The following is a 25,269-nucleotide window of genomic DNA, read 5'->3' as shown; positions in this document are numbered from 1 at the left end:
CCGGAGCCGGAGGTTGTGATGAGACAGATAAAACGGGTTGCCGTCCTGGGGGCCGGTGTCATGGGAGTGGCCATCGCCGCGCACCTCGCCAACGCGGGGATAGAGGTCCTGCTGTTGGACATGGTGCCGGAACCGGCCAAAGGGGCGGCCGCGGACGCTAAGGCGCAGCGCAACCAGATCGCAGACCGCGCGCTGGCCGCGCTCGCCAAGAGCAAGCCCGCCGCGCTCTATGCGCCCGAGTACGCGGCCTGGATCGAGACCGGCAACTTCGACGACGACGGCCAACGGCTCAAGGAGTGCGACTGGGTCATCGAGGTAGTGCTGGAAAACCTCGAGGTGAAGCAGCGTCTCTTTAAGGAGACCGTGGTCCCCAACCTGAAGGAAGAGGCCATCCTCTCCACCAACACCAGCGGCCTTTCGGTGAACGAACTGGCACAGGCGCTCCCTCCCGACATCAGGCGCCGCTTCATGGTGACCCACTTCTTCAACCCGCCGCGCTACATGCGCCTCATGGAGATGGTCCCGTGCAGCGAGACCGATCCCAACCTGCTACGGAGCATGGGCTCCTTCATGGACAAGCGGCTCGGCAAAGGTGTGGTCTTCGCCAAGGACACCCCGAACTTCATCGCCAACCGTATCGGCACCTATGCCGGTGCCGCCACCTGGCGCCACATGGTGGAGATGGGACTCACCGTCGAGGAGGTCGACGCCGTCACCGGGCAGGCCATGGCGCGTCCCAAGACCGGCACCTTCGCCCTGTGGGACCTGGTGGGCATCGACACGGTGGTGCGGGTCATGGACAACAGCTACCAGCTGCTTACCGGCGACGATGAGCGCGAACTGTTCCGGGTTCCGGAAAGCACGCGCCGCATGGTGGCCGAAGGCCTGACCGGAAAGAAAGCGAAGGGGGGCTTCTTCAAGCGCGAGACGATTGACGGCGCCAGCGTCAAGCTCTGCTACGACCCCGAAAGCGGCGCCTACCGCGAATGCGTCTCGCCGAAGTTCCCGTCGGTGGGGGCTGCCAAGCAGATCGACGAGCCCGGCGCGCGGGTGAAGGCGCTGCTGCAGGGAAACGACAAGGCCGCCGAATTCGCATGGCGGTCGCTGCGCGACACCCTGGTCTACACGGCCAAACGGATCCCGGAGATCGCGGACGACGTGGTCAACGTCGACAACGCCATGAAGTGGGGGTACAACTGGGACCTCGGCCCCTTCGAACTGCTGGACGCCCTGGGCGTCGCCTCCTTCGTGGCCCGCGCCGACCGTGACGGCGTCGCCGTACCGCAGTGGCTGCGGGAGGTGGAGAGTTTCTATCGCGTAGAGCAGGGCAAACGCTACTACTACAGCATCACCGAGAAGAAGTACCGGGAGGTGCCGCTCAACCGCGGACAGGTGTCGCTCACCCTGCTCAAAAGCGCAGCCGGGGTGGTGGAACATAACGCCGCCGCCTCGCTCATCGACATCGGCGACGGCATCTTCTGCCTCGAGTTCCATTCCAAGATGAACACCATGGGGGGCTACACGCTGGCCATGATCCAGAAGGGGCTGCGCAGGAGCGAGTCCGACGGCATCGGCATGGTGATCGCCAACGAGGGGAACCTCTTCTCGGCCGGCGCCAACCTGATGCTGATCGCCATGGCCTGCGCCGAAGGCGCCTGGGACGACCTGAACCTCACCGTGAAATCGTTCCAGCGCGCCATGATGGCGATCAAGTACTCCGGCATCCCGGTGGTCGCCGCTCCCCACAACCTGGTGATGGGAGGCGGGTGCGAGACCTGCCTGCATGCCGACGCCATCAACGCCCACGCCGAGACCTACATGGGACTGGTGGAGATCGGGGTGGGACTCATCCCGGCCGGCGGCGGCACCAAGGAGATGGCCCTCAGGGCCGTCAGGCTCGCCGAAAGCAACGGCGCCGACGTCACCCCGTTTCTCGTCAAGAACTACCAGAACATCGCCATGGCCAAGGTGAGCAGCTCCGCCACCGAACTGATGGCGATGGGGCTCATGCGCCCGGGCGACGGCATCACCCTGGCCCTGGACCGCCGCATCTTCGACGCAAAACTGAAGGCGATTTCCCTCGCCGCGAACTACCGTCCCGGCAGGCCCGAGGCTGCGGTCAAGGCGCCGGGACGCGGCATCGCCGCCAGCATCAAGACCCAGCTCTGGAACCTGGAGCAGGGGGGCTTCATCTCCGCCTACGACCACTACCTCGCCTCCGGCATCGCCGACGTCATCACCGGCGGCGACGTCCCGGCCGGGACCGTGATCACCGAGGAATACCTGCTGGAGCTGGAACGGGAAACCTTCCTCAAGTTCTGCGGCCAGAAGAAGACCCAGGAACGCATCCAGCACATGCTGAAAAAGGGGAAACCGCTGCGGAACTGATCCGTACAGCAGGGGAGGGGACGCGCCATCATCCTCCCCCCCCGTAACAGGGGAAGCGCAATATGCTCCCTCCCCAGGAGGGGGAGGGCCGGGGAGGGGGAAGGAAGCTCCACCCAAGTTCAACCGAAGTCAGCAAAGGAGCAACGCCATGCGAGCAGCATATATCGTGGAAGCCGTACGGACGCCGGCCACCAAGGCCTACAAGGGGAAACTGAGGGACGTCCGTCCCGACGACCTGGCCGCCATCGCCATCAAGGGGCTCATCGAGCGCACCGTCCTGGACCCGGCCCTGGTCGAGGATGTCATCATCGGCTGCGCCTTCCCGGAAGGGGAGCAGGGGATGAACGTGGCGCGCATCGCCGCCTTCAAGGCCGGCATCCCGTACCAGGTCCCCTGCATGACCGTGAACCGCTTCTGCTCGTCGGGACTGCAGACCATCGCCTCGGCGGCGGATCGCATCATGGCGGGAAACGCCGACTGCATCATCGCCGGGGGGACCGAAAGCATGTCCATGATCCCCATGGGGGGCAACAAGTACAGCGCCAACCCCGGTCTGGTGGGCGCCTGGCCCGAAACCTACGCCTCCATGGGCATCACCGCCGAACGGCTGGTGCAGAAATACGGCATCTCCCGGGAGGACCAGGACGCCTTCGCGCTGGCAAGTCACCAGAAGGCGGCGCGTGCCCTGGCGCGGGGAAGCTTCGCCGAGGAAACCATCGCGGTGCCGGCCACGCACTGCGCGCTGCACAACGGGAAGATGCAGTGCGTCGAGGAGCTGGTGGACACCGATGACGGGGTGAGGGGCGACACCACCCTGGAGGCCCTGGCACAACTCAAACCTGCTTTCAAAGCGGACGGCACCGTTACCGCCGGTAATTCTTCGCAGATGACCGATGGCGCGGCCGCGGCACTGGTGGTGTCGGAGGAGTTCCTGAAGCGGACGGGAATGAAGCCGCTGGCCCGCTTTGTCTCTTTCGCGGTGAGAGGCGTCCCCCCTGAGATCATGGGAATCGGCCCGGTGGAGGCCATCCCGGCTGCGCTGAAGATGGCGAACCTGTCCCGGGACCAGATCGAACTCATCGAGTTCAACGAGGCCTTCGCGGCGCAGACACTCGCCTGCCTCGGGGAACTGGGGCTCGATGCTGCGCGGGTCAACGTCAACGGCGGCGCCATCGCGCTGGGGCACCCCTTGGGGTGCACCGGGACCAAGCTCACTGCGAGCCTGTTGCACGAGATGCGGCGCCGCGGCAATCGTTACGGCATGGTCACCATGTGCATCGGCGGCGGCATGGGCGCGGCCGGTATTTTCGAGATGACCTGACCCGGGACGACCGTTTCCATTACAACCAACGAGGTGTGCCATGGCAGCAAGGATATTTAAAGGAGCGGAGTTCCTGATCACCGAGACCAGGAAGGACGAGGTGTTCGTCCCGGAGGATTTCAGCGACGAGCAGCGCCAGATCGGCGCGACCACCGAGCAGTTCGTGGCCAACGAGGTGATCCCGGCCCGCGAAGAGATCGAGCACCAGAATTTCGACAAGGTGGTGCAATTGCTTAGGCGCTGCGGCGAGCTGGGGCTGTTGATGATCGACGTCCCCGAGGAGTACGGCGGGCTGGAACTGGACAAGGCAACCAGCATGCTGGCGGCGGAAAAGATTTCCGGCTCGGGCTCCTTCTCGGTCGCCTACGCCGCCCACAGCGGCATAGGCACCTTGCCCCTGGTCTACTACGGTACCGAGGACCAGAAGTCACGCTATCTCGAAAAGCTGACCAGCGGCGAATGGGTCGCGGCGTACTGCCTCACCGAGCCCGACTCCGGCAGCGATGCCCTGGGGGCCAAGGCCACCGCCACGCTCTCGGAAGATGGAAGCCACTACATCCTCAACGGCACCAAGCAGTTCACCACCAACGGCTCCATCGCCGACCTTTACACCGTCTTCGCCAAGGTGAACCGGGAGCACTTCACCGCCTTCCTCGTGGAGCGGACCATGACAGGTGTGAGCGTCGGGCCGGAGGAGAAGAAGCTGGGCATCAAAGGCTCCTCGACCACCCAGGTCATCCTCGACAACGTCCAGGTCCCGGTCGGGAACGTCCTGGGCGAGATCGGCAAAGGGCACAAGATCGCCTTCAACGTGCTCAACATCGGCCGTTTCAAGCTGGGGGCCGCAGTCACCGGTTCCGCCAAGTTCGCCCTGGGCGACGGGGTGAAATACGCGGTGCTGAGGAAACAGTTCGGGCGCCCCATCGCCTCGTTCGGCGCCATCCAGGAAAAGCTGGCCGACATGGCGGCCGAGATCTTCGCCTCGGAATCGCTGGTGTATCGTCTGGCCGGGTTGATCGACGACCGGCTCGCCACCATCCCCAAGGAGACGCCCGACTACTACGACGCCTACCAGAAGGGGATCGAGGAATACGCCATGGAGTGCGCCATAGCCAAGGTGTTCTGCTCAGAGATGCTGGCCTTCGTGGCGGACCAGGTGGTCCAGGTGCACGGCGGCTACGGCTTCATCCAGGAGTACCCGGCCGAGCGCTACTACCGCGACGAGCGCATCAACCGCATCTTCGAGGGGACCAACGAGATCAACCGGCTGCTCATCCCGGGCACCCTGCTCACCCGGGCGCTGAAGGGAGAGGTCCCGCTGCAGCGCGAGGCGATGAAGGCGCTGGACGCCCTCACCACACCCTCCTTCGACGAGCCCGACGACAGCGTCCCCTTCGCCGCTGAGAAGGCCCTCCTGGCGGGGCTCAAGCAGCTGTTCCTGGTAGTGGCGGGCTCCGCGGCGCAGAAGTTCCAGGCGGCGATCAAGGACGAGCAGGAGGTGCTCTTGGCGCTGGCCGACGTGGTAATCAACATCTTCGCCATGGAAAGCGCCGTGCTGCGCGCCGACAAGATCCTGCCGCGCCTGAGCGAGGCGAAACGACGCGCGGTGACGGCGGCGGTACGCAGCTTCTGCTTCGGTGCCAACGAAAAAACAGCCACCGCCGCCCGCAAGGCCGCCTTCTACAGCGAGGAGGGGGATACCCTGGCCGTCCTCCTGGGCGCGGTCCGGCGGTTCACCCGCTACCAGCCGGCGGGTCTGCTTCAGGACAAGCGGATCCTGGCCCAGGCCGTCATAGAAACGGAAAAGTACCCCTTCTGACAGGGTGCACTCGGACACGGACCGGGCCGGTTCTGACTGATATTTCAGCAGAGCCGGCCCGTTGTTTTTTCCAAGACAGAGCCTGCAGCTATGAAACAGAGAAAGGTGTATCAGAAGGTGTAGCTGAGAGTAAAATTGTTATTTTATGAGTGGTGCAACGCCGCAAGTTGTGGCAGAATTTGTTTTTAAGAGAGTTTTAAGCGGGACTGTGTCAGTAGCAGCGGGAGGAGCACATGGACGCGCCTAACAGCAAGGGTGAGCGCAAGGGTGACACCCGGAACAGCACCGGCAGCGGCGCAGAGGCCGCAGCACAGCGCGCCGGGACGCAGCTGCACGGTCGCGAGCCGGCCGGCGACTGCGAAATGAGGCTCGCCGAGGCTCAGCGGGAGCTGACCCGGCACAAGGCCACGGCGGAAAACCTGGGCAAGGAGTTGGAAACCTTCAGCTACGCCGTCTCCCACGATCTGCGCGCACCGCTGCGGCACCTGATCGGTTTCAGCAACGCCCTGCTCGAGGACTACGGCGAGAGTTTGGACCCGACCGCGCACAGCTACCTGGACTGTATCGTGCGGGCCGGCCGCAAGATGGAGGGGCTGGTGGACGCGCTGCTGGCGCTGTCGCGCATCGGGCGCCAGGACATGACCCCGCTGAACCTCGATCTCGCCCAGATGGCCAACAGCTACACCGCCTGCGTCAGGGAAGGGGACCCGGGCAGAAAGGTCACCTTCAAGGTCCCGGAACGGCTCCCCGCGCACGGGGACGCGGTGCTGCTGCGCACGGCCCTGGAACATCTCCTGGAAAACGCATGGAAGTTCACGGCAAAGAAGGAGTCCGCCACCATCGAAATCGGCAGCAGGAAGGAAGGGGATGAGGTGGTGTATTTCGTGCGGGACGACGGGGCCGGCTTCGACATGCGCTTCGCCGAACGGCTCTTCGGTCCGTTCCAGCGCATGCACCGTGACGAGGAGTTTCCCGGGCTGGGCATCGGGCTCGCCATCGTGCAGCGCATCATCAACCGGCATGGCGGCAGAATCTGGGCGGAGGCGGAGGTGAACGGAGGGGCGACCTTCTACTTCACCCTGGGGAGCTGACCGGCTCCCTCAGGCTAGGCCGGGGCTGGGCAGTCCGGGGCCAGCGACCCGAAGTACAGCTTGAAATCGTTCAACCTCACCAGCATCGCGGCGCGGGTGATGTTCTCCGCCAGCAGGGCGTTGCCGGCAGTGGCGGCGGCCAGCATGTCGCGGTAGTAGTCACGCAGTTGCAACCGGTGCTTGTCCCTGGAAAACAGTGAGTACCTCAGTTTGGAGTAGATGCCGGAAAACGTGTTCAGCATCAGGGGATAGATACGGTTACCCGACATCACCGCCATGGCCAGGTGCAATTCCCAGTCGAAGTTGACCAGGGCCGACGAACAGTTACGCAACTTCTCCGCCTTGCGCAGTACCGCCGCCACCCCGGCGGCGTTATTCTCGACGGCGCGGCGGGCGTAATCCGGAGCGAACTGGACCCTGAGTTCCAGCAGGTGGGTCGCCAACTCGAAAGGAAAAGGGTCGCTGTTCCTGGTGATGGAGGAGAGGATCTCCAGGTCCCCCTGGGACCAAAAATCCTTGACGATGGTGACGTGCCGCTGCTGCACCGAGATCCATCCCGCGTCCTGCAGCTTCTGCAGCGCCTCGCGCACCGTGGTCCTGCTGACGGCGAAGCGCTCCGCCAGGTCCCGCTCGCTCAGCAGCGGACTCCCCGGTTTGAACTCCCCCTTCAACATCCCGTCGACCAAAGCCTTCTCCACCATCTGACAGGTTTTCCTCATAGGCGCCTCACTTATAGTTAGACCGCAGGCGGGCTCGCATGCCTTGATCTGCTGCGCTGACTGTATCGGGTCAGTTGCAGGTGCATACACATTTAAAACACAGTTTTGATTATTTGACAATCAATTTTTTTTGCTAGCAACAGCCGCTAACGTGCAGTACCGACGCAGGAATTGGGGCATCAGGGGTGACTCTCCAGCTGCGCCAGTTACTGCATCCGGTTAGGACGGCGCAGTTGTGACGATCGCAGACACCCAGCCGGTAGACACCGTTTTAATACCAAAAAGGGATCAAGTATGGAGAGACGGGTACGAACACTGTGCCTGTAGGGGCAAATAACCATTTGCCCATCCGCGCGTGCCCAACTGATGCTGCGGCTATATCCATCGCGAAATCGGGGCGAATGATTATTCGCCCCTACGGGTGCATTAGGAAAGACGCCGCGAGGGGATGGCCGCCCCGCGGTGCAGCGAATGTGAATCGGCAGGATGCTCTAGCGGAAACTGGAGTCGGATTTGCGCGGGTGGGACAGGGTGAAGTAGAAGGTAGCACCCTCTTGTTCCTTGCCTTCGGCCCAGATGTTCCCCCCGTGGCGCTCGATGATGCGGCGCACCGTGGCGAGGCCGATGCCGGTCCCCTCGAACTCGGAGCCGTGCAGGCGTTGGAAGGGCTGGAACAGCTTTTCGACGTAGGCCATGTCGAAGCCGACCCCGTTATCCCGGACGAAGAAGGCGTGCCTTCCCGCCACGAGCGTCTGTCCGAACTCGATGCGCGGGAAGGGAGCACGCGAGGAATACTTGACCGAGTTGCCGAGGAGGTTCTGCAATACCAGCCGGACCAACGCGCTGTCGCCGTAGGCGCTGATCCCCGGCTGTACCACGAACTCCGGCGGGTTGTCGGACTCCTCGCTGAGCATGTCCACCACGTCGGCAGCCAACTGGCTGATGTTGAAGGTGCTCCGTTTCATGATGGCGCGACCTACGCGGGTCAGGGCGAGCAGGTCGTCGATCTGCTTACCCATCCTGCTGCTGGCGGTGCAGATCCGTTCCAGGTAGTAACGGGCGTCCTCGGGCAGTGACTCGCCGTACTCCTCGACCAGGATGGCGCTGTAGCTGTTGATGTGCCGCAGCGGCGCGCGCAGGTCGTGGGAAACGGAGTAGCTGAAGGATTCGATCTCCTTCTTGGCGGCTACCAGCTGCGAAGTCCTCTCGATGACCCGGCGGTCGAGCTCGTCGTTGAGGTTGCGGATGGCCTCCTCGGCGGCCTTGCGCTCGGTGATGTCCTTGATGGTGCCGATCATGCGTGCCTGCTTGCAGGCCGCGTCCCAGGTCAGTTCGCAGCACTCGGTCACCCAGCGTTCCTCGCCGTCGTTGTGCCTTCTGATCTTGTATTCGTGCTCAAAGGGGCGGTTGTTGCTGATGGCGGCGCGGTAGCTGTCGCTGAACTGGTCCCGGAATTCCTCGTGCACGATGTCGAAGTGCCCCTGCATGGTCTTCGGGTAGGCGGCGTCGATGCCGAGGATCTCCTCGAGCTTGCTGGAGCAGGCCCAGTGGTCCTGGGCAATATCGAGGACGTAACTGCCCAGTTGGGCGATCCTTTGTGTCTCCCGCAGCAGGCGGTCGTTGTCCGCCAGCACCTGCTCACGCGTCTTCTGCTCGGTCACGTCCTCAAGGGTCACTACCGTGCCGCTTACCGTGCTGGCCGGGTCCAGGAAGGGCGCGGTGCTGATGGAGATGACCGCGCTGACGCCGTTAGGGCGGGCGAAGACGAAGCAGGACTGCAGCAGGCAACGTCCCTGTTCCAGGATCTGGCCCAGAGACAGTTCGGCACCGGCGGCCGCACCATCCTCCACGGAGAAGATGGCGTCGACGACAGGGGGGTCCCTGAGCGCCATCTGCTGCTTGGTCAGGCCCAGGATGCGCTCCGCCTTGGGATTCACGAAAGTGATGTTGCCGTCTGACTCGATGAACATGATGCCTACCGGGCTGGTCGAGGTAATCAGGTTCAGCAGCCCGTGCTCCATCTGCAGCAGGTGCTCCATGAGCTTGGCCTGGTTTATGTCCAACAGGGTGCCGGCGAGGCGGCTGGCCCTGCCGCTGGCATCCCGCGCGGCTGCCTTGCCGGTGCAGCGGAACCAGTGCCATTTCCCCTCGTTGGTCTTGAGGCGGAACTCCAGCTCGAACTTGTCGATGCTGCCGCTGATGCAGTTCTCCAGTACCCGGCGGGCGCTGTCGAGGTACTGAGGGTGGATGATGTTGGTCCAATCCTCCAGCCGCACCTGCATCTGTCCGCCGCTGTAGCCCAGCATCTGGTAGCAGAGGGGGCTGAAGTAGCAATCGTTGCCGGTGACGTCGAAATCCCAGATGCCTAGTTCCGCCGCATCCAGGGCGACCCGTTGCCGGTCGTCGCTCAGGGCCAGCTCCTGCTGGGCTTGGTGCTGTGCCGTGACGTCGAGGGTGCAGACCTGGTAGCCTGTGAGCGCGCCTCCGTCGCCATACAGCGGGGCGACCACGGCCTGAAGCAGGCAGACGGCGCCATCGGCGAAACGGTAAGGGAACTGCCGATGCCACTGCTGTCCTGCCTCCATGGCGACCTGGAAGGATGCGGCCAGTCCCTTGCGCTCCTGGGGGGTGAGATAGCCGCCCCGGTGCATGCCGGCGTCAGCGGGGTCCGCCGGGCCGTTCACCACGGAAGCCTGGGGGTGGCCGTGGCTATCGGTCTGGTACACTCCCAGGGGGGCCGCCCGGAACATGTTGCGCAACACCTGTTCGTAACCAGGCCCGGACACAGCGGTCCGGGACAGCGTCAGGGCATCGCCGCCAATGCAGGTGCGGGAAGCGCTGTTGTTGTGATCGGCAACCTGGTTTACCTGCAACAATCCGTTCATGACTCCCCCTTGGGCAACGTTGTGTCCAAGCGTACCTAAACTACCTGTCGTCTTCTGTCTCAGGCCGGGCAGGATTGGCATAGAGAAAGTTTTTTCTAATATAAACACAATATCCAAAAGTAGCAACAACAAATTATAAAAAAATAATGTCTGGAGGCGTAAGGCATTGCTGTTCGCCCTGACAATGAGCCACCTAAGAGTTGACTGCCACAGCCGGTTTGCAGTAGTAATGAGGGATACGTCAGACAAAGGGGGATGATATGGAAGCCACGCAAACCTGCCGCTGCGGTGCCAAACACACCGGACACATCTGCATGCTCAAAAGCGCCGGGCGCCTGGAAGAGGTCGCTCACATCACCGACCGCCCGACGGTGGTCTGTTTCACCTGCGGTGCGGAGGCGAACTCCGAAGACAACGTCTGCAGCCCGATGCCGCTGGACCAGTAGCCGGAGCGTTCATGCCAGAGTTACCTGAAGTAGAAGTAACCCGGTTGGGGATAACGGACCACCTGACCGGTGCGCGCATCGCATCCGCCGACTTGCACATCGCCAAGCTGCGCAACATGGTCCCGGAGGGGCTCCCAGAGCTCCTCGTGGGCCAGACTATCCGCTCGGTCCAGCGCCGGGGCAAGTACCTGATCCTCACCTGTAGCGCCGGCTCGCTGCTTCTGCACCTGGGTATGACCGGCCACCTGCGCCTGGTACCGGCCTCGGTCGCGCCCGGCCCGCACGACCATTTCGACCTGCGGCTCGACTCCGGACTCGTGCTCCGGCTCAACGACCCGCGCCGTTTCGGTTCCATCCACTTCACCGGGTCCGATCCCTTGCAGCACCAGTTGCTCAGGAAGATCGGACCGGAGCCGCTCACCGACGCCTTCGGCCCGGATTACCTGTACCGGCTGAGCCGTGGCCGGCGGGTGGCCCTGCAGCGGTTCCTGATGGACAGCGCCGTCGTGGCGGGCATCGGCAACATCTATGCGGCGGAGAGCCTGTTTCGCTTGCGGATGCACCCGGACACCCCTGCGGGTGAACTGACTGCCGCCGACTGCACCGCACTGGTCACCGCCATCAAGGAGACTCTCGCCTCGTCCATAGCCGCCGGTCGCGCCAGCATGGACTTCAGGAGAGCCGAAGAAAAACTGGCCTACTTCCCGCAGCAGCTCTACGTCTACGGCAGGGAAGGGCTTCCCTGCCGGGAGTGCGGCACTGCCATCCGCAGGGGGAGGCTCGGTAACCGCTCCACCTTCTTCTGTCCGCAGTGCCAGCCGGAGCAGCGGACCGCGCCGTGACCCGGGCCGCCTGATTTCGTTGCAGTTATCCCGATGCCTGCTAAACTGCCGCAGACGCACCCCTGCCACATCACACCAGCTTCAGGAGGTTTTCCAGCATGAGCATCCTTTTCACCCCGCTTACCCTGCGCGAGTTGGTCTTCAAGAATCGCATCTTCGTGTCCCCGATGTGCATGTACTCCAGCAAGGAGGGGCTCCCCACCGACTGGCATATGGTGCACCTGGGGAGCCGCGCCGTGGGCGGCGCCGGCATGGTTATGGTCGAGGCGACCGCCGTCACCCCGCAGGGGCGCATTTCCCCCGACGACAGCGGCATCTGGAGCGCCGAGCACGCCGCCGCCTTTGCCCCCATCACGCGCTTCATCAAGGAGCAGGGATCCGTCCCGGGCATTCAACTCGCCCACGCGGGGCGCAAGGCGTCGACTGATCTCCCCTGGAAAGGAGGGCGCCCGGTCGACGTCAACCACCGCGGCTGGCAGACCATCGCCCCGAGCCCGGTCCCTTTTTCCAGGGAGGAGCCGGTGATCCCCCGCGAGGCGACCCTGCAGGACCTGGAAACGCTCTTAGGGCAGTTCACCGCCGCGGCACGGCGCAGCATCGAGGCCGGGTTCGAGGTGGTCGAAATCCACATGGCGCACGGCTACCTGCTGCACCAGTTCCTGTCGCCGCTCTCCAACCAGCGCAGCGATGAATTCGGTGGTTCGCTGGAAAACCGCTGCCGTTTTCCGCTGCGCGTCGCCAAGGCGGTACGTGAGATCTGGCCCGGGCACCTGCCGGTGTTCGTCCGGGTCTCGGCCACCGACTGGATGGAGGGAGGGTGGGACCTGGAGCAGACGCTGCACCTGGTCACTGCGCTGAAGGATATCGGGGTCGACCTGATCGACTGCTCCAGCGGCGGGATGGTCCCCGAGGCCATGCCCCCCTTCGGTCCCGGCTTCCAGACCCCGTTCGCCACGGCCATCAGGAACGAGGTCGGCATCCCGACCGGTGCGGTGGGAGTCATCACGGACCCGGTCCAGGCCGAGCAGATCGTGGCCACCGGGCTGGCCGACGCCGTGTTCCTGGCGCGGGCCATGCTGCGCGACCCGTACTGGCCGCTGCATGCCGCCAAGTCGCTGGGCGTAGACCTCCCCTGGCCGGTGCAATACGAAAGGGCGAAATAAGAAAGAACGTCAACTGGTGTGTCGCGTCGGGAAGGCTGGGCAGGTGTAACGGGAAGGGAAGGGAGGGGCGACAGGTTGATGACCTGCCGCCCCCGTAGTTAGTCGGCCGCTACCACGTGGATGGCAACTATCGCGGCGACCGCGCCCACCCAATACACCCAGCGGTACTCGCCGAAATGCACGTCGCAGAACTCCTTGAAGGTCATGCCGGAGTGGCTCTTCTTGGGCCGCTCTTCGGCAACACCGGCCGCCCCCTGGACGTCGTTTGCCGCAACCAGGGTGGTAGCGGACTCCTCGCGGGGCATGAGATTGACGTTTTTCTGGGTTGGGGCCTGCTGCGCAGGCAGCTGGTTCACCATGAACGCCACGTCCTGGGCGCCGGCAACGGCGGGAAACAAAGAGACGAGACAGGCAAGGATGATGATTTTTTTCAACATGATGGATCCTCCTTTGAGTCGATGCGGCGGAAACGCCGCGCAACGGTGCCGTGTGGCACCAATAGATAAAGGGACTAAGATTGTAGCATCACCCCTTGCATATTCACCTCGGAGTGCTTATTTTTCTCACTGAGCCATCGCTTCATGCTATAAAGAAGGGGCGTAAATCACTGAAAACTGCGGCGGGAACTGTTCTAGCGCAGACGGCAATCAAAGGGAGCAATTAATGGAAAGATATCAAACTCAGTACCGGACCATCAGCGTGGTCAACAGCGGAGTAATGAGAGGAGTGTACGGCTGGATGAGCGGCGGGCTGCTGCTTACCGCACTCGTTTCCGTGATCACCGCGTCCTCGCCGGCCCTTTTACAAGCCATCCTGGGCAATCGCATCCTTTTCTACGCCCTATTGTTCGGCGAACTGGGGCTGGTAGTGGCTATAAGCGGTGCCATCAACCGGATCAGCGCCGCCACGGCCAGCATGCTCTTCCTGCTCTACGCGGCGCTGAACGGCCTGACCATGTCCACCATCTTCGTCGTCTATACCCACTCCTCGATCGCCTCGACCTTCCTGGTCAGCGCCGGGATGTTCGGCGCCATGAGCCTCTACGGCTACCTGACCAGGAGCGACCTCTCCTCGTGGGGGAGCTTCCTGTTCATGGGCCTGGTGGGCGTGGTCATCGCCTCCCTGGTGAACATCTTCCTGCACAGCTCGATGCTCAACTGGGTCTTAAGCCTGTGCGGCATCATCGTCTTCACCGGCCTCACCGCCTACGACACCCAGAGGATCAAGCAGATGGGCAATACCGGCGGCAAGGGGGCCATTCTCGGGGCGCTCACCCTGTACCTCGACTTCATCAACATGTTCCTGCTGCTGCTCCGCTTCCTGGGTGACCGCAGGTAAGAAAGTAAAAAAGCCCCCCGGCGCACCATCACGCCGGGGGGCTTTTTTCAACAGGGGAGGGGGGAACCTAGCGCAGCCTGATCCCTTCCTTGGTAATCTCGATTACCCCCTCCCGGTACAGGTTGCCAATCACCGCCTTGAAATTCTTCTTGCTCATCCGGAACATCTCCGCGATCAATTCCGGAGGCGACTTATCCCCCACGGGCAGAAAACCTCCACGCTCCCCAAGCACCCGCAACAGGGTCTCACGACCACCGGTGAGGTCCTGCTTGCCGCCCGTTCTGAGCGTCACGTCGATCTTGCCGTCGCCCCTGATCTTCTTGATGTACCCCTTCGCGCTGTCGCCGGCACCGAATGTGCCGAACAGCTCGGTCTTGAACAACAGCCCGTCATACCGGCCGTCGATGATCACCTTGGCGCCAAGGTTGCCGAACTCGTAGAAGGTAAGCGTTACTTCCTGTCCCTCCTTGAGACCAGCCGCCGACTTTTCCAGAAATTTGCCGATCTTGGCCGAGGCCGCGATGCGCTCGGAGCGGTCCAGGTACACCCGGACCAGGTGCCGCTCACCCTTGTGCATGGGACGCGGCTGCTCGCTGAACGGCACCAGGAGGTCCTTTTCCAGCCCCCACTCCAGGAATGCCCCCACCGGACTTACGTCCTTCACCTCCATGAGCGCGAAGTCGCCCACCTGCGCCTTGGGCTCCAGCGTGGTGGCGATGAGGCGGTCCTCGGAGTCGAGGTATACGAACACCTTCAGGTGCTCGCCGTGGTGCAGCCCCTCCGGAACGTACTTGGTGGGCAACAGGATCTCACCCAGTTCCGACGCGAGGTAGGCACCGATGGCGCTGAGCTTCTTCACTTCCAGACGGTTGTACTTGCCGATCTCTAACATCTTGTCTCTACTCCTCCACGCGGCTCTAATGTTTTGCCGCCGCAAACCGAAATACTATATCAAATACCTGCGAGAACCTATCAATCTTTTCAGCATCCGGGTGAGCAGCATTGTACGCCGCTGGCCAGCAGCAGAGAAAACCATTAATAAACAGTAACTTGCGACAACCGTGAAAATACTTTTTAAACTGGACAGCTCCAACATTTTCATACTAAGGTAACGAGTTCCGTAACGCCTAGGTTGCGGTCCTGCCAGTGGAGGCTGATTGCGCCCCTTTAGCCTGAAAACGAAGATGACGGTAACCATCTCCCTGTTGATCGCGGGGTTGCTGTCCATACTTGCGCTTACCACCCACCTTTACGTCACCGACCAGATCAAGGGGCTGCTGTACACGCAGCAGTTCGACATGGTCACCGCTCTGGCCGACCAGATCGACGACAAGCTCCTCCTGTCACAGACGGAACTGGTGGCCACCGCCCGCACCCTCAAGACCTCGGCTCTGCACGACGCGCGCACCATGCAGAGCTTTTTCGACCAGCGTCCGGGCAACCTGACCATGTTCGACAACGGCCTGTTCCTGTTTTCCGCCCATGGGACACTCATCTCGGGCAGCCCGCTTGACAGCGGCATCGTCGGCAAGAACTTCCTGCACCGCGACTACCTGAAAAAGACCCTCGCCTCCCGACAACCACAGATTTCCGCCCCGTTCCTCTCGGCGCAAAACCACCGGCACCCCATCATCATGCTCACCGCGCCGATACTCGACGCCAGGGGAGAGGTGGCCGGCGTCCTGGCCGGCAGCATCGACCTCACCAGGGACAATTTCGTGACCCGGGTAGGCAGGATCACCCTCGGGGACAAGGGCTACCTCTACCTGTACAACACGGACCGGGTGATGATAGCCCACCCCGACAGCCGCCGGGTCTTCAAGCAGGACGTCCCGGTCGGCAAGAACCGCCTCTACGACGAGGCCATCGGGGGGTACGAGGGGACCGGCGAGACCACGAATTCCCGTGGCATGGCGGTCATCAGCTCCTTCAAGCGGCTCAAATCCACCAACTGGATCCTCGCCAGCAACTTCCCGCAGCAGGAGGCCTATGCGCCGATCCACCGTGCCCGGAGCTACATCCTGATCGCGTTGTTCGTGGTGTTTCTCATATCCATGCTGGTGGTCTCGCTGTGCATGAAGTTCCTGACCGCGCCCCTGACCACCTTCACCGAACAGATCAGGGTGCTGACCCAGAACAAGGAAAGCGACGTAGCCCCGATACACATCCCGGCCGGCGATGAGATCGGAGTATTGGGCGATGCCTTTAACCAGTTGGTGCTGGAGCTACAAGAGCAGAAACACGTGCTGAAACGACAGCTGGAGTTCTCGCAAAAACTTATCGAGGTCACACCTATCCCGGTGTTCTACAAGGGCGCGGACGGCAGGTACCTTGGCTGCAACCAGGCCTTCCTCAACTTTACCGGCCTTAGCAGGGATCAGGTCATCGGCAAGACCGTGTTCGATCTCACCCCCGAACCGGTCGCCGAAGTGCACCACCACGCCGACCAGGATTTGATCACCCGGGGCGGCATTCAGGTGTACGAAGGCAAAGCAATACATGCCGATCATACGGCCCGCGACGTCATCTTCTGCAAAACCAGCTTCACGGCGGTGAGCGGCGCCAGTGGCGGCATCGTCGGAGTCATGCACGACATCACCGAGCGCAAACAGGCCGAGGCAGATCTCCAGTCGCAGAAGGAGTTTGCCGAGAGCCTGGTGTTGAACATGACCCAACCGACGTTCGTTTTGGACAACGAACACCGCGTCATCATGTGGAACCATGCCCTGGAGGCCCTGACGGGAATCAAGGCGGACGAAGTGCTGGGGACCGGCAATCTGGGCAAAATTTTCTACGGCAGCGAGCGACCGGTTCTCGCCGACATCGTGCTTTACGAAAATCATGACGAGGGAACAAAGCTTTACAGTAACTATCGAAGGTCCGCACTCATCGAGGAAGGCATACAGGCGGAAGGATGGTACCAGGACCCTGACGGCAACGGGCATTACATTACGGTCAACGCAGCGCCGATCAGGGATCGACAGGGGAGGGTGGTCGGAGCGATCCAGAGCCTCGAGGATATCACCGAGCGCAAGCAGGCCGAAGATGCACACGAGAAAACCCGCCGCCAGATGCAGCTGATTCTCGACGCCGCCGGCGAGGGGATCAACGGCGTCGACATGCAGGGACGCATCACCTTCGTCAACCCGGCCGCTGCGCACATGGTGGGCTGGAACCAGGAAGAACTGCTCGGGCAGCATCAACACTCGCTGATGCACCACACCCGCGAAGATGGGTCCCCGTTCCCGGAGCAGGAGTGCCCGATGTCCGCCGCCTGCTTCGAGGGGCGCCCCTACCAGGGGAGCGACGAGCTGTTCTGGCGTAAGGACGGCAGCAGCTTCTACGCCGAGTACAACTGCCGCCCGCTGCGGGAGGGTGGAGAGTTGGTCGGCGCCGTGGTCATCTACAAGGACGTGACCGAGCGCAGGCTGGCCGACGAACAGTTGCTGAAGCTGTCCCAGGCCGTCATGCAGAGCCCGGTTGCCATAATGATCACGGACATCAGGGGCGACATCGAGTTCGTCAATCCCCGCTTTACCGAGGTCACCGGCTACACCTCCGAAGAGATCGTGGGACAGAACCCGCGCATCCTGAAGGGCGGCAAGACCTCGCCCGAGCTGTACCAGGGGATGTGGGACACCATCACAGCGGGTCGCGTCTGGACCGGCGAGTTGTACAACCGGCACAAGAACGGCTCCACCTTCTGGCAGCACTCCACCATCTCGCCGATCCTCAACAGCTCAGGCGCGATCAGTCATTTCATGGCCTTCATGGAGAGCATAAACGAGCGCAAGAAACTCGAGGAGCAGCTGAGGCAGGCGCAGAAAATGGAGGCCATCGGCCAGCTCGCCGGCGGGGTCGCCCATGATTTCAACAACATACTTACCGTCATCCTCGGCTTCGGGCAACTGCTGCAGCACTCCCTGCCCAAAGACGACCCGATGCTGGAGCACATGGAACAGATCCTCGATGCAGCGGACCGTGCCACCCACCTCACCAAGAGCCTGTTGGCCTTCAGCCGCAAGCAGGTAATGGTGATGCAGCAGGTGGAACTGAACGAGCTCACCCGCAGGCACGCGAAGTTCCTGGTCCGGATCATCGGCGAAGACGTCACCCTGAAGACATCGTTCACCGACGAGAAGCTATTGGTTATGGCGGACAGCGGGCAGTTGGAACAGGTACTGATGAACCTCGCCACCAACGCCCGGGATGCCATGCCCACCGGCGGCGAGCTCACCATCCGCACCGAACTGACCACCGTGGACAAAGAGTTCCACCGCCAGTATGGGTACGGCATGCCAGGGCGCTACGCCCTCATTACCGTGACCGACACCGGGACCGGGATGGATACCGAAACCCAGCAGAAGATCTTCGAGCCCTTCTTCACCACCAAGCTCCCCGGGCGCGGCACCGGCCTGGGCATGTCCATCGTGTACGGCATCATCAAGCAGCACGGCGGTTACATTACAGTCTTTTCCCAGGTCGGCTTCGGCACCACCTTCAGCATCTATCTGCCGCTGATCACGGAAAAGGTACAGCCCAGAGAAAAGCCCGCCTCCTTCATTCCGGAAGGGGGCAACGAGACCATCCTGGTAGTCGAGGACGATGCCGCCGTGGGGCATCTGGTCGAGTCGGTCCTGAAGAGGTATGGCTACCAGGTGATCCTGGCGGGCAGTGGCGATGAGGCGCTGCAGCTGTTCCAGTCCAGGCACCAGGAGATCAGCCTGGCACTGCTCGACGTGATCATGCCCAAGATGAACGGGAAGCAGCTCTGCGAGGAGTTGCGCCGCCACTCACCGCAGTTGAAAGTCCTTTTCCTGAGCGGCTATACCGCCGACGTAATACAGGACAAGGGCATCTTCATGGAAGAGGGGGTCGACATCATCAAGAAGCCGGCAAGGCCGATCGAACTGGCCAAGAAGGTCCGGGAGATGCTCGATTCCTGACCGCCCTTCCCCCGCTCACGGACAGGGGAGGGGGACGTCTTACGAAAAATGCATTTAAATTCAATGGATTACAAGGGGAAAGGTTATGCTGATCGAGAACATCACCATGGACGAGTTCGCCCAAGGGTTGGAGGTCTGTAAAACCATTTATATTCCGTTTGGTTCCGTAGAGGAGCATGGCAGCCATCTGCCGCTGTCAACGGACACCATCGAAGCATACGAGGTCGGCAAGCGCGCGGCGGAGCGGATTCCGCTGTTCGTGGCGCCGCCGATACATTATGGCTGCTGCCGCTCGACGGCGCGCCATCCGGGCACCGTGTCCATCAGCACGGCAACCCTTAAGGCTTTACTCAAAGACATCGTGCGCTCGCTGCACGCCCAGGGGTTGATCAACTTCGTCGTGCTGACCGGGCACGCTGGCGGATCGCACCGCATGGCACTCCAGGATGCCGGCGAGGAACTGATCCAGGAATTGCCGGAAATAAATATGGCCGTGGTCACCGAGTATGAACTGGCCAAGGAAAGCGGCGCCCATCTCATCGAGACGCGCGGCGACGCCCATGCCGGCGAGATCGAGACCTCGCGCATCATGCATTCACACCCGCACCTGGTCAAAGGCCTGGCGCCGGCCGAGTATCCGATTTTTCCCGTCGGCATCCTGGTACGTGACAAACGTAGCTTCTGGCCCGGCGGCGTCTGGGGTGACCCCGGCAAGGCGAGCGCGGAAAAAGGTAAGATACTGGAATCACTGGTCGCAGACAAGGTGGTCGAGTTGGTCAAGGCCCTCGAGAGCCGCCGCTGGTAATTGCCCAAAAAAGCGGCTTCCAAATTTGCCGTTTAAAGGGACTTTTCGATCCGGCGCAGGGGTAACCCTGCACCGGATTTTTGCCATCAGGCGCCAGAAGCGCTTTTACGGCGCGCGGCGAGGTCCCTCCGGCGATGCAACCTCGATTTGAGTCGCCGAGTGTCGAGCGAACAAGGGTGGCAAGCGAAAGGTGTCGAGCAACGGGGCGGACGGGCAGGCGCCGACCAGTAAGCAAATCCAGGATCGAAAAGGCGACCAGCGGAACCCGGCCCGGGAATGGCCTGGTAGCATGGGGCATCCGTCAAGTGCGGGGATCGAACGTCCTGTAAGGGCGAATAATCATTCGCCCGTCAAAACCTGCCCACGCGGTGCAGTCGGCCGAAGCATGATAGAGCCTACGGGACCCACGACATGAGCGAAGCCTGCCACTGCGCGGTTCGCTTTTGCAGCCGATCTCATTTCGTTCGGCGACAGCCTTCGGGGTCGGGGGGAGCCCGTCCAAAGCGTCCACCCGCAAATAGAGACCTTCAACTTGACATAATATATCTTATGGGCGATAAACCTCGGAGGTGTGTTATGGGCAAAAATCATTTGAATCCCCCCCTGCTTGTTGCTGAGGTCAAGTTTGTCAATCAAGTCTTCACTGACGATGAAGGCTTTGAATGTGAGGGCCCGGTTGAAGGAAACCGTCTTTACTTGGTTGACCAGGAGCTGCTCGATCTTCTGAGAAAGCGTCTGCCTATCGCTCAGTCTTTCGATGAATCATTCTTACCCGATGTGATTGACCAGGGCGATATTGCCTTGGATTCGCAAATTGGGGTGAGGCACTGATGCCCTTCTGTCCGCTGTCCCCCCTGGTCGTTTTAGGTGATGCCGGTGGCGATCGGCTCGGAGGCGGAGACGGAGAGAGAGAGGCGCCGGCAGCGCCTATTTCTTGATACATATAACTAAAGTGCGGCAAGCGTAGGGGGGCAGAACGGCAAATCAATGGGTTACGTCGGAAATCAGGGTCATTATTAGAAACACCTTACACAAATTCCGCCCTCGTATCTGGGCCTGTCCATAGGCATGGCCATGGCCCCAGGGCCGCGCGCCAGGGTGGCGCGCATGGCGGCCCGCTTTGGGGCGGTTTTGGCCCCTATGCCTGTGGTCAGGCAGGCCCTTTGGAGGACTATGTGGTCATCTACGGCAGGAAAATCAGTATAAAAATCGATGACAGACGTTTTGAGGCGCTGCATGATTATGCGCGTAAGGAGGGAATCACTGTATCAATTCTTTTGCGACATCTTGTCAGCCGCTTTCTTGAAAGCCAACAGAGGTTCTCTCCTTCATTACAACCGGAGTTGAAGGATGAACTCTAACACTGCGCCATTGATTAAAACCAAAGGGGCCTCCCCTTCCCTTGCGCCTCAATCAGTCATTGCCGACATTGATCGTGCGCTTTCTCAGTTGAACACGACATTTAATCCGCTGCACCGGGACTTCGCTTTTGACTTCCACGTCTCCAAAGCTCGAGACGGGTATGTGTTTCTCTCGATAGCACTTCCTGAGGGCATGACTCGCTTTTTCATTCAGTTCCTGGAGTCGATGCACGGTTTCTTCAGGCACATGGACATCAAGGCCAGGAGCGCGGCAGCATCGAGGAAAGCTTTGGATCCCTCGGAGATCGCCAAGGCTGAGGCGAGGCTGGCTAGCTTTAGAGAGAGAGTCTGTTCCACGTTTGACTTTCTGGTCGGTCAGGGTTTCGATGTAAAAGAGGCCGTCAGTCGCACGAATTCCGCCCTTAAAGCCGAGAATTGCCCTTGGGCCAGCTACGAGACGGTGCAGGGGGTGCTGAGAGCTTCAGGGCGCTTCAGAAAGGCATCAAGGCCCCTGACGTAGAAAAGCAGTTTCGCCGATTTCGCTTTTGTGAAATCATAGGTGCTTCTAACAAAAGGTAAGACAAAGTCGTACAAGGTCCGACCTTACAGGGTGGCACGTTACGGGTCGGGGCTGTTGTATCTTTATAAGTAATTGAACTTGCAGCAATATATCTTATGGGACATTTACGGGTAAGACTCCACCTTTAACTAATTTCCCTTTTTTACCTCCCTCTCTCTCATCCCTTTCTGAACGTCACCGCACCCCCGCATGAAAAACAACAGCAATAGGCATAGCGATGCCCGTAACACAACCTATCCAGTCTGCCGCGTCGACAATAGTAGTTATTACTGAGACCACAGGTAATCAGCAACCACAGCTGACTTTTTAATTTTCTATGGTATTACTTATAAGTCGATTCTGAGTCTATATCTGCAGAATGCTGTAAAGAGAAGAAAGCTGCTGCTACAACGCCAATGCCTTCCGGAGGATGTCTATGTCACGTTCGAGGTCTGCATTTTTCAGTCTTGCTTTGGTCTTCATCTTCCTCACCGCCCTCCCCTGTACGCTTGCCGCAGCGGAAAAGAGTTACACCCTTGCCATCGTCCCCAACCTCCCCGCCGTGACCCTGCACAAAAACTGGACACCCATCGCGGAGTACCTTTCCCGTGAACTGGGCGTCAAGGTGCAGTTGAAACTCTACGACAAGATAACGACCTTCCTCGAAGAGACCAAGGCGGGCAACGCCGACTTCATGTACGCCGCCCCGAACATGTTCTATCTTGCCTACCAGAAACAGAAGTACATCCCGCTGGTGCGCGGGTCCAACATGCTGCGGGGCCAGGTATTCGTGCGCAAGGACTCACCTTTCACCAAGGTGAAGGACCTGGAAGGCAAGACCATCGCCATCGTCGGGCCGAAGAACGTTTGCAGCGTTATCACCCGCCATGCCCTCCTCAGCGGACAGAACATCGATTTCAATGTTTCCTACGGTGGTTCCACCATCAATGTGGCGAAGAGCGTCCTGGTCGGAAAGGCCGATGCCGGCGCCACGCTGGACAGCAGCATGATGGAAGACGCCCCGGAGATGCAGAGGGAATTCCGGGTCCTCATGCAGACCGATAAGATCGCCCCCCACCCTTTCTCAGCGCATCCCCGTATTCCCAAACAGGTTCGCGACGCCGTCACCACCGCGTTGTTGAACCTGGACAAGTCGGAACAGGGGCGCAAGATGCTGGAGACCGCTAAGCTGGCCAAGCCGGTGAAGGCGGACTACAAGCGGGACTATTCTTTCTTTGCCGACGTGAACTTCGACCGGCTCGACAGGCAGCAACCTAAATAACCGGATTCTTTGATGCTCAAGCGCCTGGAAGTAAAGATCATCGTTTTACTGGCCCTGATCCTGGCCGTGATGATTGCCGTCTACGGCTGGTGGACCGGCAGCAGACAGCAGTCCGTTTATATCCAAGCCCTCTCCGACAACCTGCGCGTGCTCTCGTACAACCACGCCGACGACGCCGCCAGTTACATCGTGACCCAGGAGTACGCGGGGCTGGAATCGCATATGATGAATGCGGCGAGCATGCCCGACGTTCTCTCCATCCAGGTGACCGAACCGGATGGCCATCTGCTGTGCAACATCAAGCGCTCATCGCGCAACACCCTCCCGACGCTCAGCTACGCCGCCAGGTCGATACCCGTTCCGAGCGCCCCTAAACCCGATCTCCGGCGCGACGGGAACCAGTTGGTGAGTTGGGCACCGATCTTTGCCGGCACCCACCTCGGCTGGGTCCGCATGGCACTGAGCCTCGAGACCGCCAACCAGCTCCAGGCCGCGACCTGGAACAGCAGCCTTCAGATAGGGGCGCTCTGGATTATGGTCGGCACGCTGCTCATGATCGTCGTGGTCAAGCGCCCATTGAGAGCGGTACGGGAACTGAGCAGCTTCGCCCAGGATTTGCAGGACCACAAAGGGGCACAGGTCTCGGTCCAGCGCGGGGTGTACGAGATCGACCTGCTGGCCGATGCGCTGAACCATTCTTCGACCCAGTTGCGCGACGCAGAACAGCGCCTGCTCGCGGAGCAGGAACGGCTCACGGTAACCCTGCAATCCATCGGAGACGGCGTCATCGCCACCGATACCGGCAGCAGGATCATGCTCCTGAACCAGATAGCCGAAGAACTTACCGGCTGGAGCGAGGGCGAAGCCAAAGGGGCGGAACTGGGCCAGGTGCTGAAGCTCGGCACGGAGGAGGAACACGACGAGGCGATGGCGCAACTTGACTGCGTCCTGCAGGCAAGGCGAACGCTCGAATTGCCGGGCCAGCACCTGCTGGTCTCCAAGAGCGGCGCACGCCGCACCGTGACCGCCAACGGAGCACCGATCATCGACAGTTCGGGCCAGCTGGCGGGTATGGTACTGGTGATTCGAGACGTCACCGAGAAGGCAGCTATCGAGGCGGAGAAACGGGGGCTGGCACAGCAGCTGGCCCAATCCCAGAAGATGGAGGCCGTGGGGCAGTTGGCGGGCGGTGTGGCCCACGACTTCAACAACATGCTGGGGGTCATCATCGGCCATGCCGAACTGGCGCTGCTGCGCACCGACACCTCCGGCGAGATGCACGACCGGCTCAAGGAGATACTGGACGCGGCCAAGCGTTCCGCCGACATCACCAGGCAACTGCTCGCATTTTCCCGTCAGCAGCACGCAGAACCGAAGGTGCTCGACCTCAACGAGACCATCGCGCGGATGCTCAAGATGCTGCACCGTCTGATCGGCGAGGACGTCGACCTGTCCTGGTCCCCGGGCTTCAACGTCAGCAAGGTGCGCATCGATCCGTCCCAACTGGACCAGATCATGGCCAATCTCTGCGTCAACGCCCGCGACGCCATCGCCGGGGTCGGCACCATCAACATCTACACCGAAAACGTCACCTTGAGCCACCACGACCAGGCACGCATGGTCGACCTGGAGCCCGGCGACTACGTGATGCTGGTGGTCGCGGACAGCGGCGCCGGGATGACGCGCGAGGTCATAGACCGCATCTTCGAGCCATTTTTTTCTACCAAGGCCTTGGGACGCGGTACGGGACTGGGGCTCGCCACCGTCTTCGGCATCGTGAAGCAAAATGGCGGCAACATCGAGGTCGACAGCGAGCCGGGCCATGGAGCGACCTTTCGGATCTATCTTCCGGCGGTGCATGACGTCGCCCAGGAAACGAAGCCGGAGGGGGCAAGGCCGGTGGGGGGTACGGAGACCATCCTGTTGGTGGAGGACGAAGCGGCGATCATGGATATCGGCACCACGATCCTCTCCGGGTTGGGCTACACCGTCTATGCGGCGGGCTCACCTGAGCAGGCTATCTCTATCGCGGCTGATGACAGCAAGGTGATCGACCTGCTCCTCACCGACATCATCATGCCCGGCATGAACGGCCGCGACCTCTCCGAGCGGTTGCTCAGCAGCCGCCCCGGCTTGAAGTGCCTGTTCATGTCCGGCTATACCGCAGATGTCATAGCGGAGAGAGGCAAGGTTGAAGGGGACATGTGTTTTCTGCAGAAGCCTTTCACCATGCAGACGCTGGCGGCCAAGGTGAGGGAGGCGCTCGGCGGGAGCACCCCAACTAACTAATGGCGTCCCTGGTCT

Annotated in this window: 19 protein-coding genes; 15 read left to right on the top strand and 4 right to left on the bottom strand. The window is 61.4% G+C overall.

Features of this window, described 5'->3' with window-relative positions; translation table 11 throughout:
* Positions 1–18: 18 nt before the first annotated feature.
* The 4 genes from JFN91_RS08570 (at position 19) to JFN91_RS08555 (ending at position 6,619) form a co-directional block, all read left to right on the top strand.
* Entirely contained in the window at positions 19–2,388 is a 2,370-nt protein-coding gene (locus JFN91_RS08570) for a 3-hydroxyacyl-CoA dehydrogenase/enoyl-CoA hydratase family protein (RefSeq protein ID WP_199388780.1), read from the top strand.
* Between the two features lie 148 nt (positions 2,389–2,536).
* Positions 2,537–3,709, top strand: coding sequence for a thiolase family protein (locus JFN91_RS08565; protein ID WP_199388779.1), 1,173 nt, complete (start codon positions 2,537–2,539; stop codon positions 3,707–3,709).
* 40 nt (positions 3,710–3,749) lie between these two features.
* Positions 3,750–5,528 (top strand): acyl-CoA dehydrogenase family protein, encoded by a 1,779-nt coding sequence (locus JFN91_RS08560; protein WP_199388778.1) that lies wholly within the window; start codon positions 3,750–3,752, stop codon positions 5,526–5,528.
* A 233-nt stretch (positions 5,529–5,761) separates the two neighbouring features.
* Positions 5,762–6,619, top strand: coding sequence for a sensor histidine kinase (locus JFN91_RS08555; protein WP_199388777.1), 858 nt, complete (start codon positions 5,762–5,764; stop codon positions 6,617–6,619).
* 14 nt (positions 6,620–6,633) lie between these two features.
* Here JFN91_RS08555 and JFN91_RS08550 read toward each other — a convergent pair whose 3' ends face one another.
* Together JFN91_RS08550 and JFN91_RS08545 are read right to left on the bottom strand one after the other, a co-directional pair.
* The gene (locus JFN91_RS08550; protein ID WP_199388776.1) at positions 6,634–7,338 is read right to left on the bottom strand and encodes a GntR family transcriptional regulator; all 705 of its coding nucleotides are present in this window, start codon (positions 7,336–7,338) and stop codon (positions 6,634–6,636) included.
* Between the two features lie 491 nt (positions 7,339–7,829).
* Positions 7,830–10,223: a PAS domain-containing protein gene (locus JFN91_RS08545; RefSeq protein WP_199388775.1), complete on the bottom strand. Its 2,394-nt coding sequence runs from the start codon at positions 10,221–10,223 to the stop codon at positions 7,830–7,832.
* Between the two features lie 260 nt (positions 10,224–10,483).
* Between JFN91_RS08545 and JFN91_RS08540 the strand changes: the two genes are divergently transcribed.
* The 3 genes from JFN91_RS08540 to JFN91_RS08530 all read left to right on the top strand — a co-directional run bounded on the left by JFN91_RS08540 (position 10,484) and on the right by JFN91_RS08530 (position 12,674).
* The gene (locus JFN91_RS08540) at positions 10,484–10,669 is read left to right on the top strand and encodes a hypothetical protein (RefSeq protein ID WP_199388774.1); all 186 of its coding nucleotides are present in this window, start codon (positions 10,484–10,486) and stop codon (positions 10,667–10,669) included.
* 11 nt (positions 10,670–10,680) lie between these two features.
* Positions 10,681–11,511 (top strand): bifunctional DNA-formamidopyrimidine glycosylase/DNA-(apurinic or apyrimidinic site) lyase, encoded by an 831-nt coding sequence (gene mutM / locus JFN91_RS08535; RefSeq protein WP_199388773.1) that lies wholly within the window; start codon positions 10,681–10,683, stop codon positions 11,509–11,511.
* 98 nt (positions 11,512–11,609) lie between these two features.
* A complete protein-coding gene (locus tag JFN91_RS08530) occupies positions 11,610–12,674 on the top strand; it encodes an NADH:flavin oxidoreductase/NADH oxidase (RefSeq protein ID WP_199388772.1) in 1,065 nt (354 codons plus the stop codon).
* 98 nt (positions 12,675–12,772) lie between these two features.
* Here JFN91_RS08530 and JFN91_RS08525 read toward each other — a convergent pair whose 3' ends face one another.
* A complete protein-coding gene (locus tag JFN91_RS08525) occupies positions 12,773–13,111 on the bottom strand; it encodes a hypothetical protein (protein ID WP_199388771.1) in 339 nt (112 codons plus the stop codon).
* Positions 13,112–13,337: 226 nt separating this feature from the next.
* On the opposite strand from JFN91_RS08525, the gene JFN91_RS08520 reads away from it, so the two are divergent.
* Positions 13,338–14,012: a Bax inhibitor-1/YccA family protein gene (locus tag JFN91_RS08520; protein WP_199388770.1), complete on the top strand. Its 675-nt coding sequence runs from the start codon at positions 13,338–13,340 to the stop codon at positions 14,010–14,012.
* Positions 14,013–14,079: 67 nt separating this feature from the next.
* Here the strand turns inward: JFN91_RS08520 and JFN91_RS08515 are convergent, their stop codons facing one another.
* The gene (locus JFN91_RS08515; protein WP_199388769.1) at positions 14,080–14,904 is read right to left on the bottom strand and encodes a CvfB family protein; all 825 of its coding nucleotides are present in this window, start codon (positions 14,902–14,904) and stop codon (positions 14,080–14,082) included.
* Positions 14,905–15,196: 292 nt separating this feature from the next.
* On the opposite strand from JFN91_RS08515, the gene JFN91_RS08510 reads away from it, so the two are divergent.
* The 7 genes from JFN91_RS08510 (at position 15,197) to JFN91_RS08480 (ending at position 25,254) form a co-directional block, all read left to right on the top strand.
* Complete coding sequence (locus tag JFN91_RS08510) at positions 15,197–18,958, top strand: PAS domain S-box protein (RefSeq protein WP_236015035.1); 3,762 nt, start codon at positions 15,197–15,199, stop codon at positions 18,956–18,958.
* Between the two features lie 85 nt (positions 18,959–19,043).
* Entirely contained in the window at positions 19,044–19,763 is a 720-nt protein-coding gene (locus JFN91_RS08505) for a creatininase family protein (protein WP_199388767.1), read from the top strand.
* 576 nt (positions 19,764–20,339) lie between these two features.
* Entirely contained in the window at positions 20,340–20,594 is a 255-nt protein-coding gene (locus JFN91_RS08500; protein ID WP_199388766.1) for a hypothetical protein, read from the top strand.
* Positions 20,595–20,938: 344 nt separating this feature from the next.
* Positions 20,939–21,124, top strand: coding sequence for a hypothetical protein (locus tag JFN91_RS08495; protein WP_199388765.1), 186 nt, complete (start codon positions 20,939–20,941; stop codon positions 21,122–21,124).
* On the top strand, positions 21,114–21,644 hold the full coding sequence (locus tag JFN91_RS08490; protein WP_199388764.1) for a hypothetical protein: 531 nt from the start codon (positions 21,114–21,116) through the stop codon (positions 21,642–21,644). The genes JFN91_RS08495 and JFN91_RS08490 overlap by 11 nt, the downstream gene beginning before the upstream one ends.
* 475 nt (positions 21,645–22,119) lie before the next feature.
* Positions 22,120–22,965, top strand: coding sequence for a phosphate/phosphite/phosphonate ABC transporter substrate-binding protein (locus JFN91_RS08485; RefSeq protein ID WP_199388763.1), 846 nt, complete (start codon positions 22,120–22,122; stop codon positions 22,963–22,965).
* Positions 22,966–22,977: 12 nt separating this feature from the next.
* Positions 22,978–25,254 (top strand): hybrid sensor histidine kinase/response regulator, encoded by a 2,277-nt coding sequence (locus JFN91_RS08480; protein WP_199388762.1) that lies wholly within the window; start codon positions 22,978–22,980, stop codon positions 25,252–25,254.
* The last annotated feature ends 15 nt before the right edge of the window (positions 25,255–25,269 follow it).

It is taken from the genome of Geomonas anaerohicana (genome assembly GCF_016458305.1).
Taxonomy (GTDB): Bacteria; Desulfobacterota; Desulfuromonadia; order Geobacterales; family Geobacteraceae; genus Geomonas; species Geomonas anaerohicana.
Note: the sequence above shows the minus strand (reverse complement) of the source record. Positions and strands in the feature narration are given on the sequence as shown.

What these genes read in the sequence shown, in the direction of transcription:
- JFN91_RS08565 (WP_199388779.1), top strand. Translation starts at nt 2,537, where the DNA reads ATGCGAGCAGCATATATCGTGGAAGCCGTACGGACGCCGGCCACCAAG.
- JFN91_RS08520 (WP_199388770.1), top strand. Translation starts at nt 13,338, where the DNA reads ATGGAAAGATATCAAACTCAGTACCGGACCATCAGCGTGGTCAACAGC.
- JFN91_RS08500 (WP_199388766.1), top strand. Translation starts at nt 20,340, where the DNA reads ATGGGCAAAAATCATTTGAATCCCCCCCTGCTTGTTGCTGAGGTCAAG.
- JFN91_RS08530 (WP_199388772.1), top strand. Translation starts at nt 11,610, where the DNA reads ATGAGCATCCTTTTCACCCCGCTTACCCTGCGCGAGTTGGTCTTCAAG.
- JFN91_RS08490 (WP_199388764.1), top strand. Translation starts at nt 21,114, where the DNA reads ATGAACTCTAACACTGCGCCATTGATTAAAACCAAAGGGGCCTCCCCT.
- JFN91_RS08555 (WP_199388777.1), top strand. Translation starts at nt 5,762, where the DNA reads ATGGACGCGCCTAACAGCAAGGGTGAGCGCAAGGGTGACACCCGGAAC.
- JFN91_RS08510 (WP_236015035.1), top strand. Translation starts at nt 15,197, where the DNA reads ATGACGGTAACCATCTCCCTGTTGATCGCGGGGTTGCTGTCCATACTT.
- JFN91_RS08550 (WP_199388776.1), bottom strand. Translation starts at nt 7,338, where the DNA reads ATGAGGAAAACCTGTCAGATGGTGGAGAAGGCTTTGGTCGACGGGATG.
- JFN91_RS08515 (WP_199388769.1), bottom strand. Translation starts at nt 14,904, where the DNA reads ATGTTAGAGATCGGCAAGTACAACCGTCTGGAAGTGAAGAAGCTCAGC.
- JFN91_RS08540 (WP_199388774.1), top strand. Translation starts at nt 10,484, where the DNA reads ATGGAAGCCACGCAAACCTGCCGCTGCGGTGCCAAACACACCGGACAC.
- JFN91_RS08485 (WP_199388763.1), top strand. Translation starts at nt 22,120, where the DNA reads ATGTCACGTTCGAGGTCTGCATTTTTCAGTCTTGCTTTGGTCTTCATC.
- JFN91_RS08560 (WP_199388778.1), top strand. Translation starts at nt 3,750, where the DNA reads ATGGCAGCAAGGATATTTAAAGGAGCGGAGTTCCTGATCACCGAGACC.
- mutM (WP_199388773.1), top strand. Translation starts at nt 10,681, where the DNA reads ATGCCAGAGTTACCTGAAGTAGAAGTAACCCGGTTGGGGATAACGGAC.
- JFN91_RS08480 (WP_199388762.1), top strand. Translation starts at nt 22,978, where the DNA reads ATGCTCAAGCGCCTGGAAGTAAAGATCATCGTTTTACTGGCCCTGATC.
- JFN91_RS08570 (WP_199388780.1), top strand. Translation starts at nt 19, where the DNA reads ATGAGACAGATAAAACGGGTTGCCGTCCTGGGGGCCGGTGTCATGGGA.
- JFN91_RS08505 (WP_199388767.1), top strand. Translation starts at nt 19,044, where the DNA reads ATGCTGATCGAGAACATCACCATGGACGAGTTCGCCCAAGGGTTGGAG.
- JFN91_RS08525 (WP_199388771.1), bottom strand. Translation starts at nt 13,111, where the DNA reads ATGTTGAAAAAAATCATCATCCTTGCCTGTCTCGTCTCTTTGTTTCCC.
- JFN91_RS08545 (WP_199388775.1), bottom strand. Translation starts at nt 10,223, where the DNA reads ATGAACGGATTGTTGCAGGTAAACCAGGTTGCCGATCACAACAACAGC.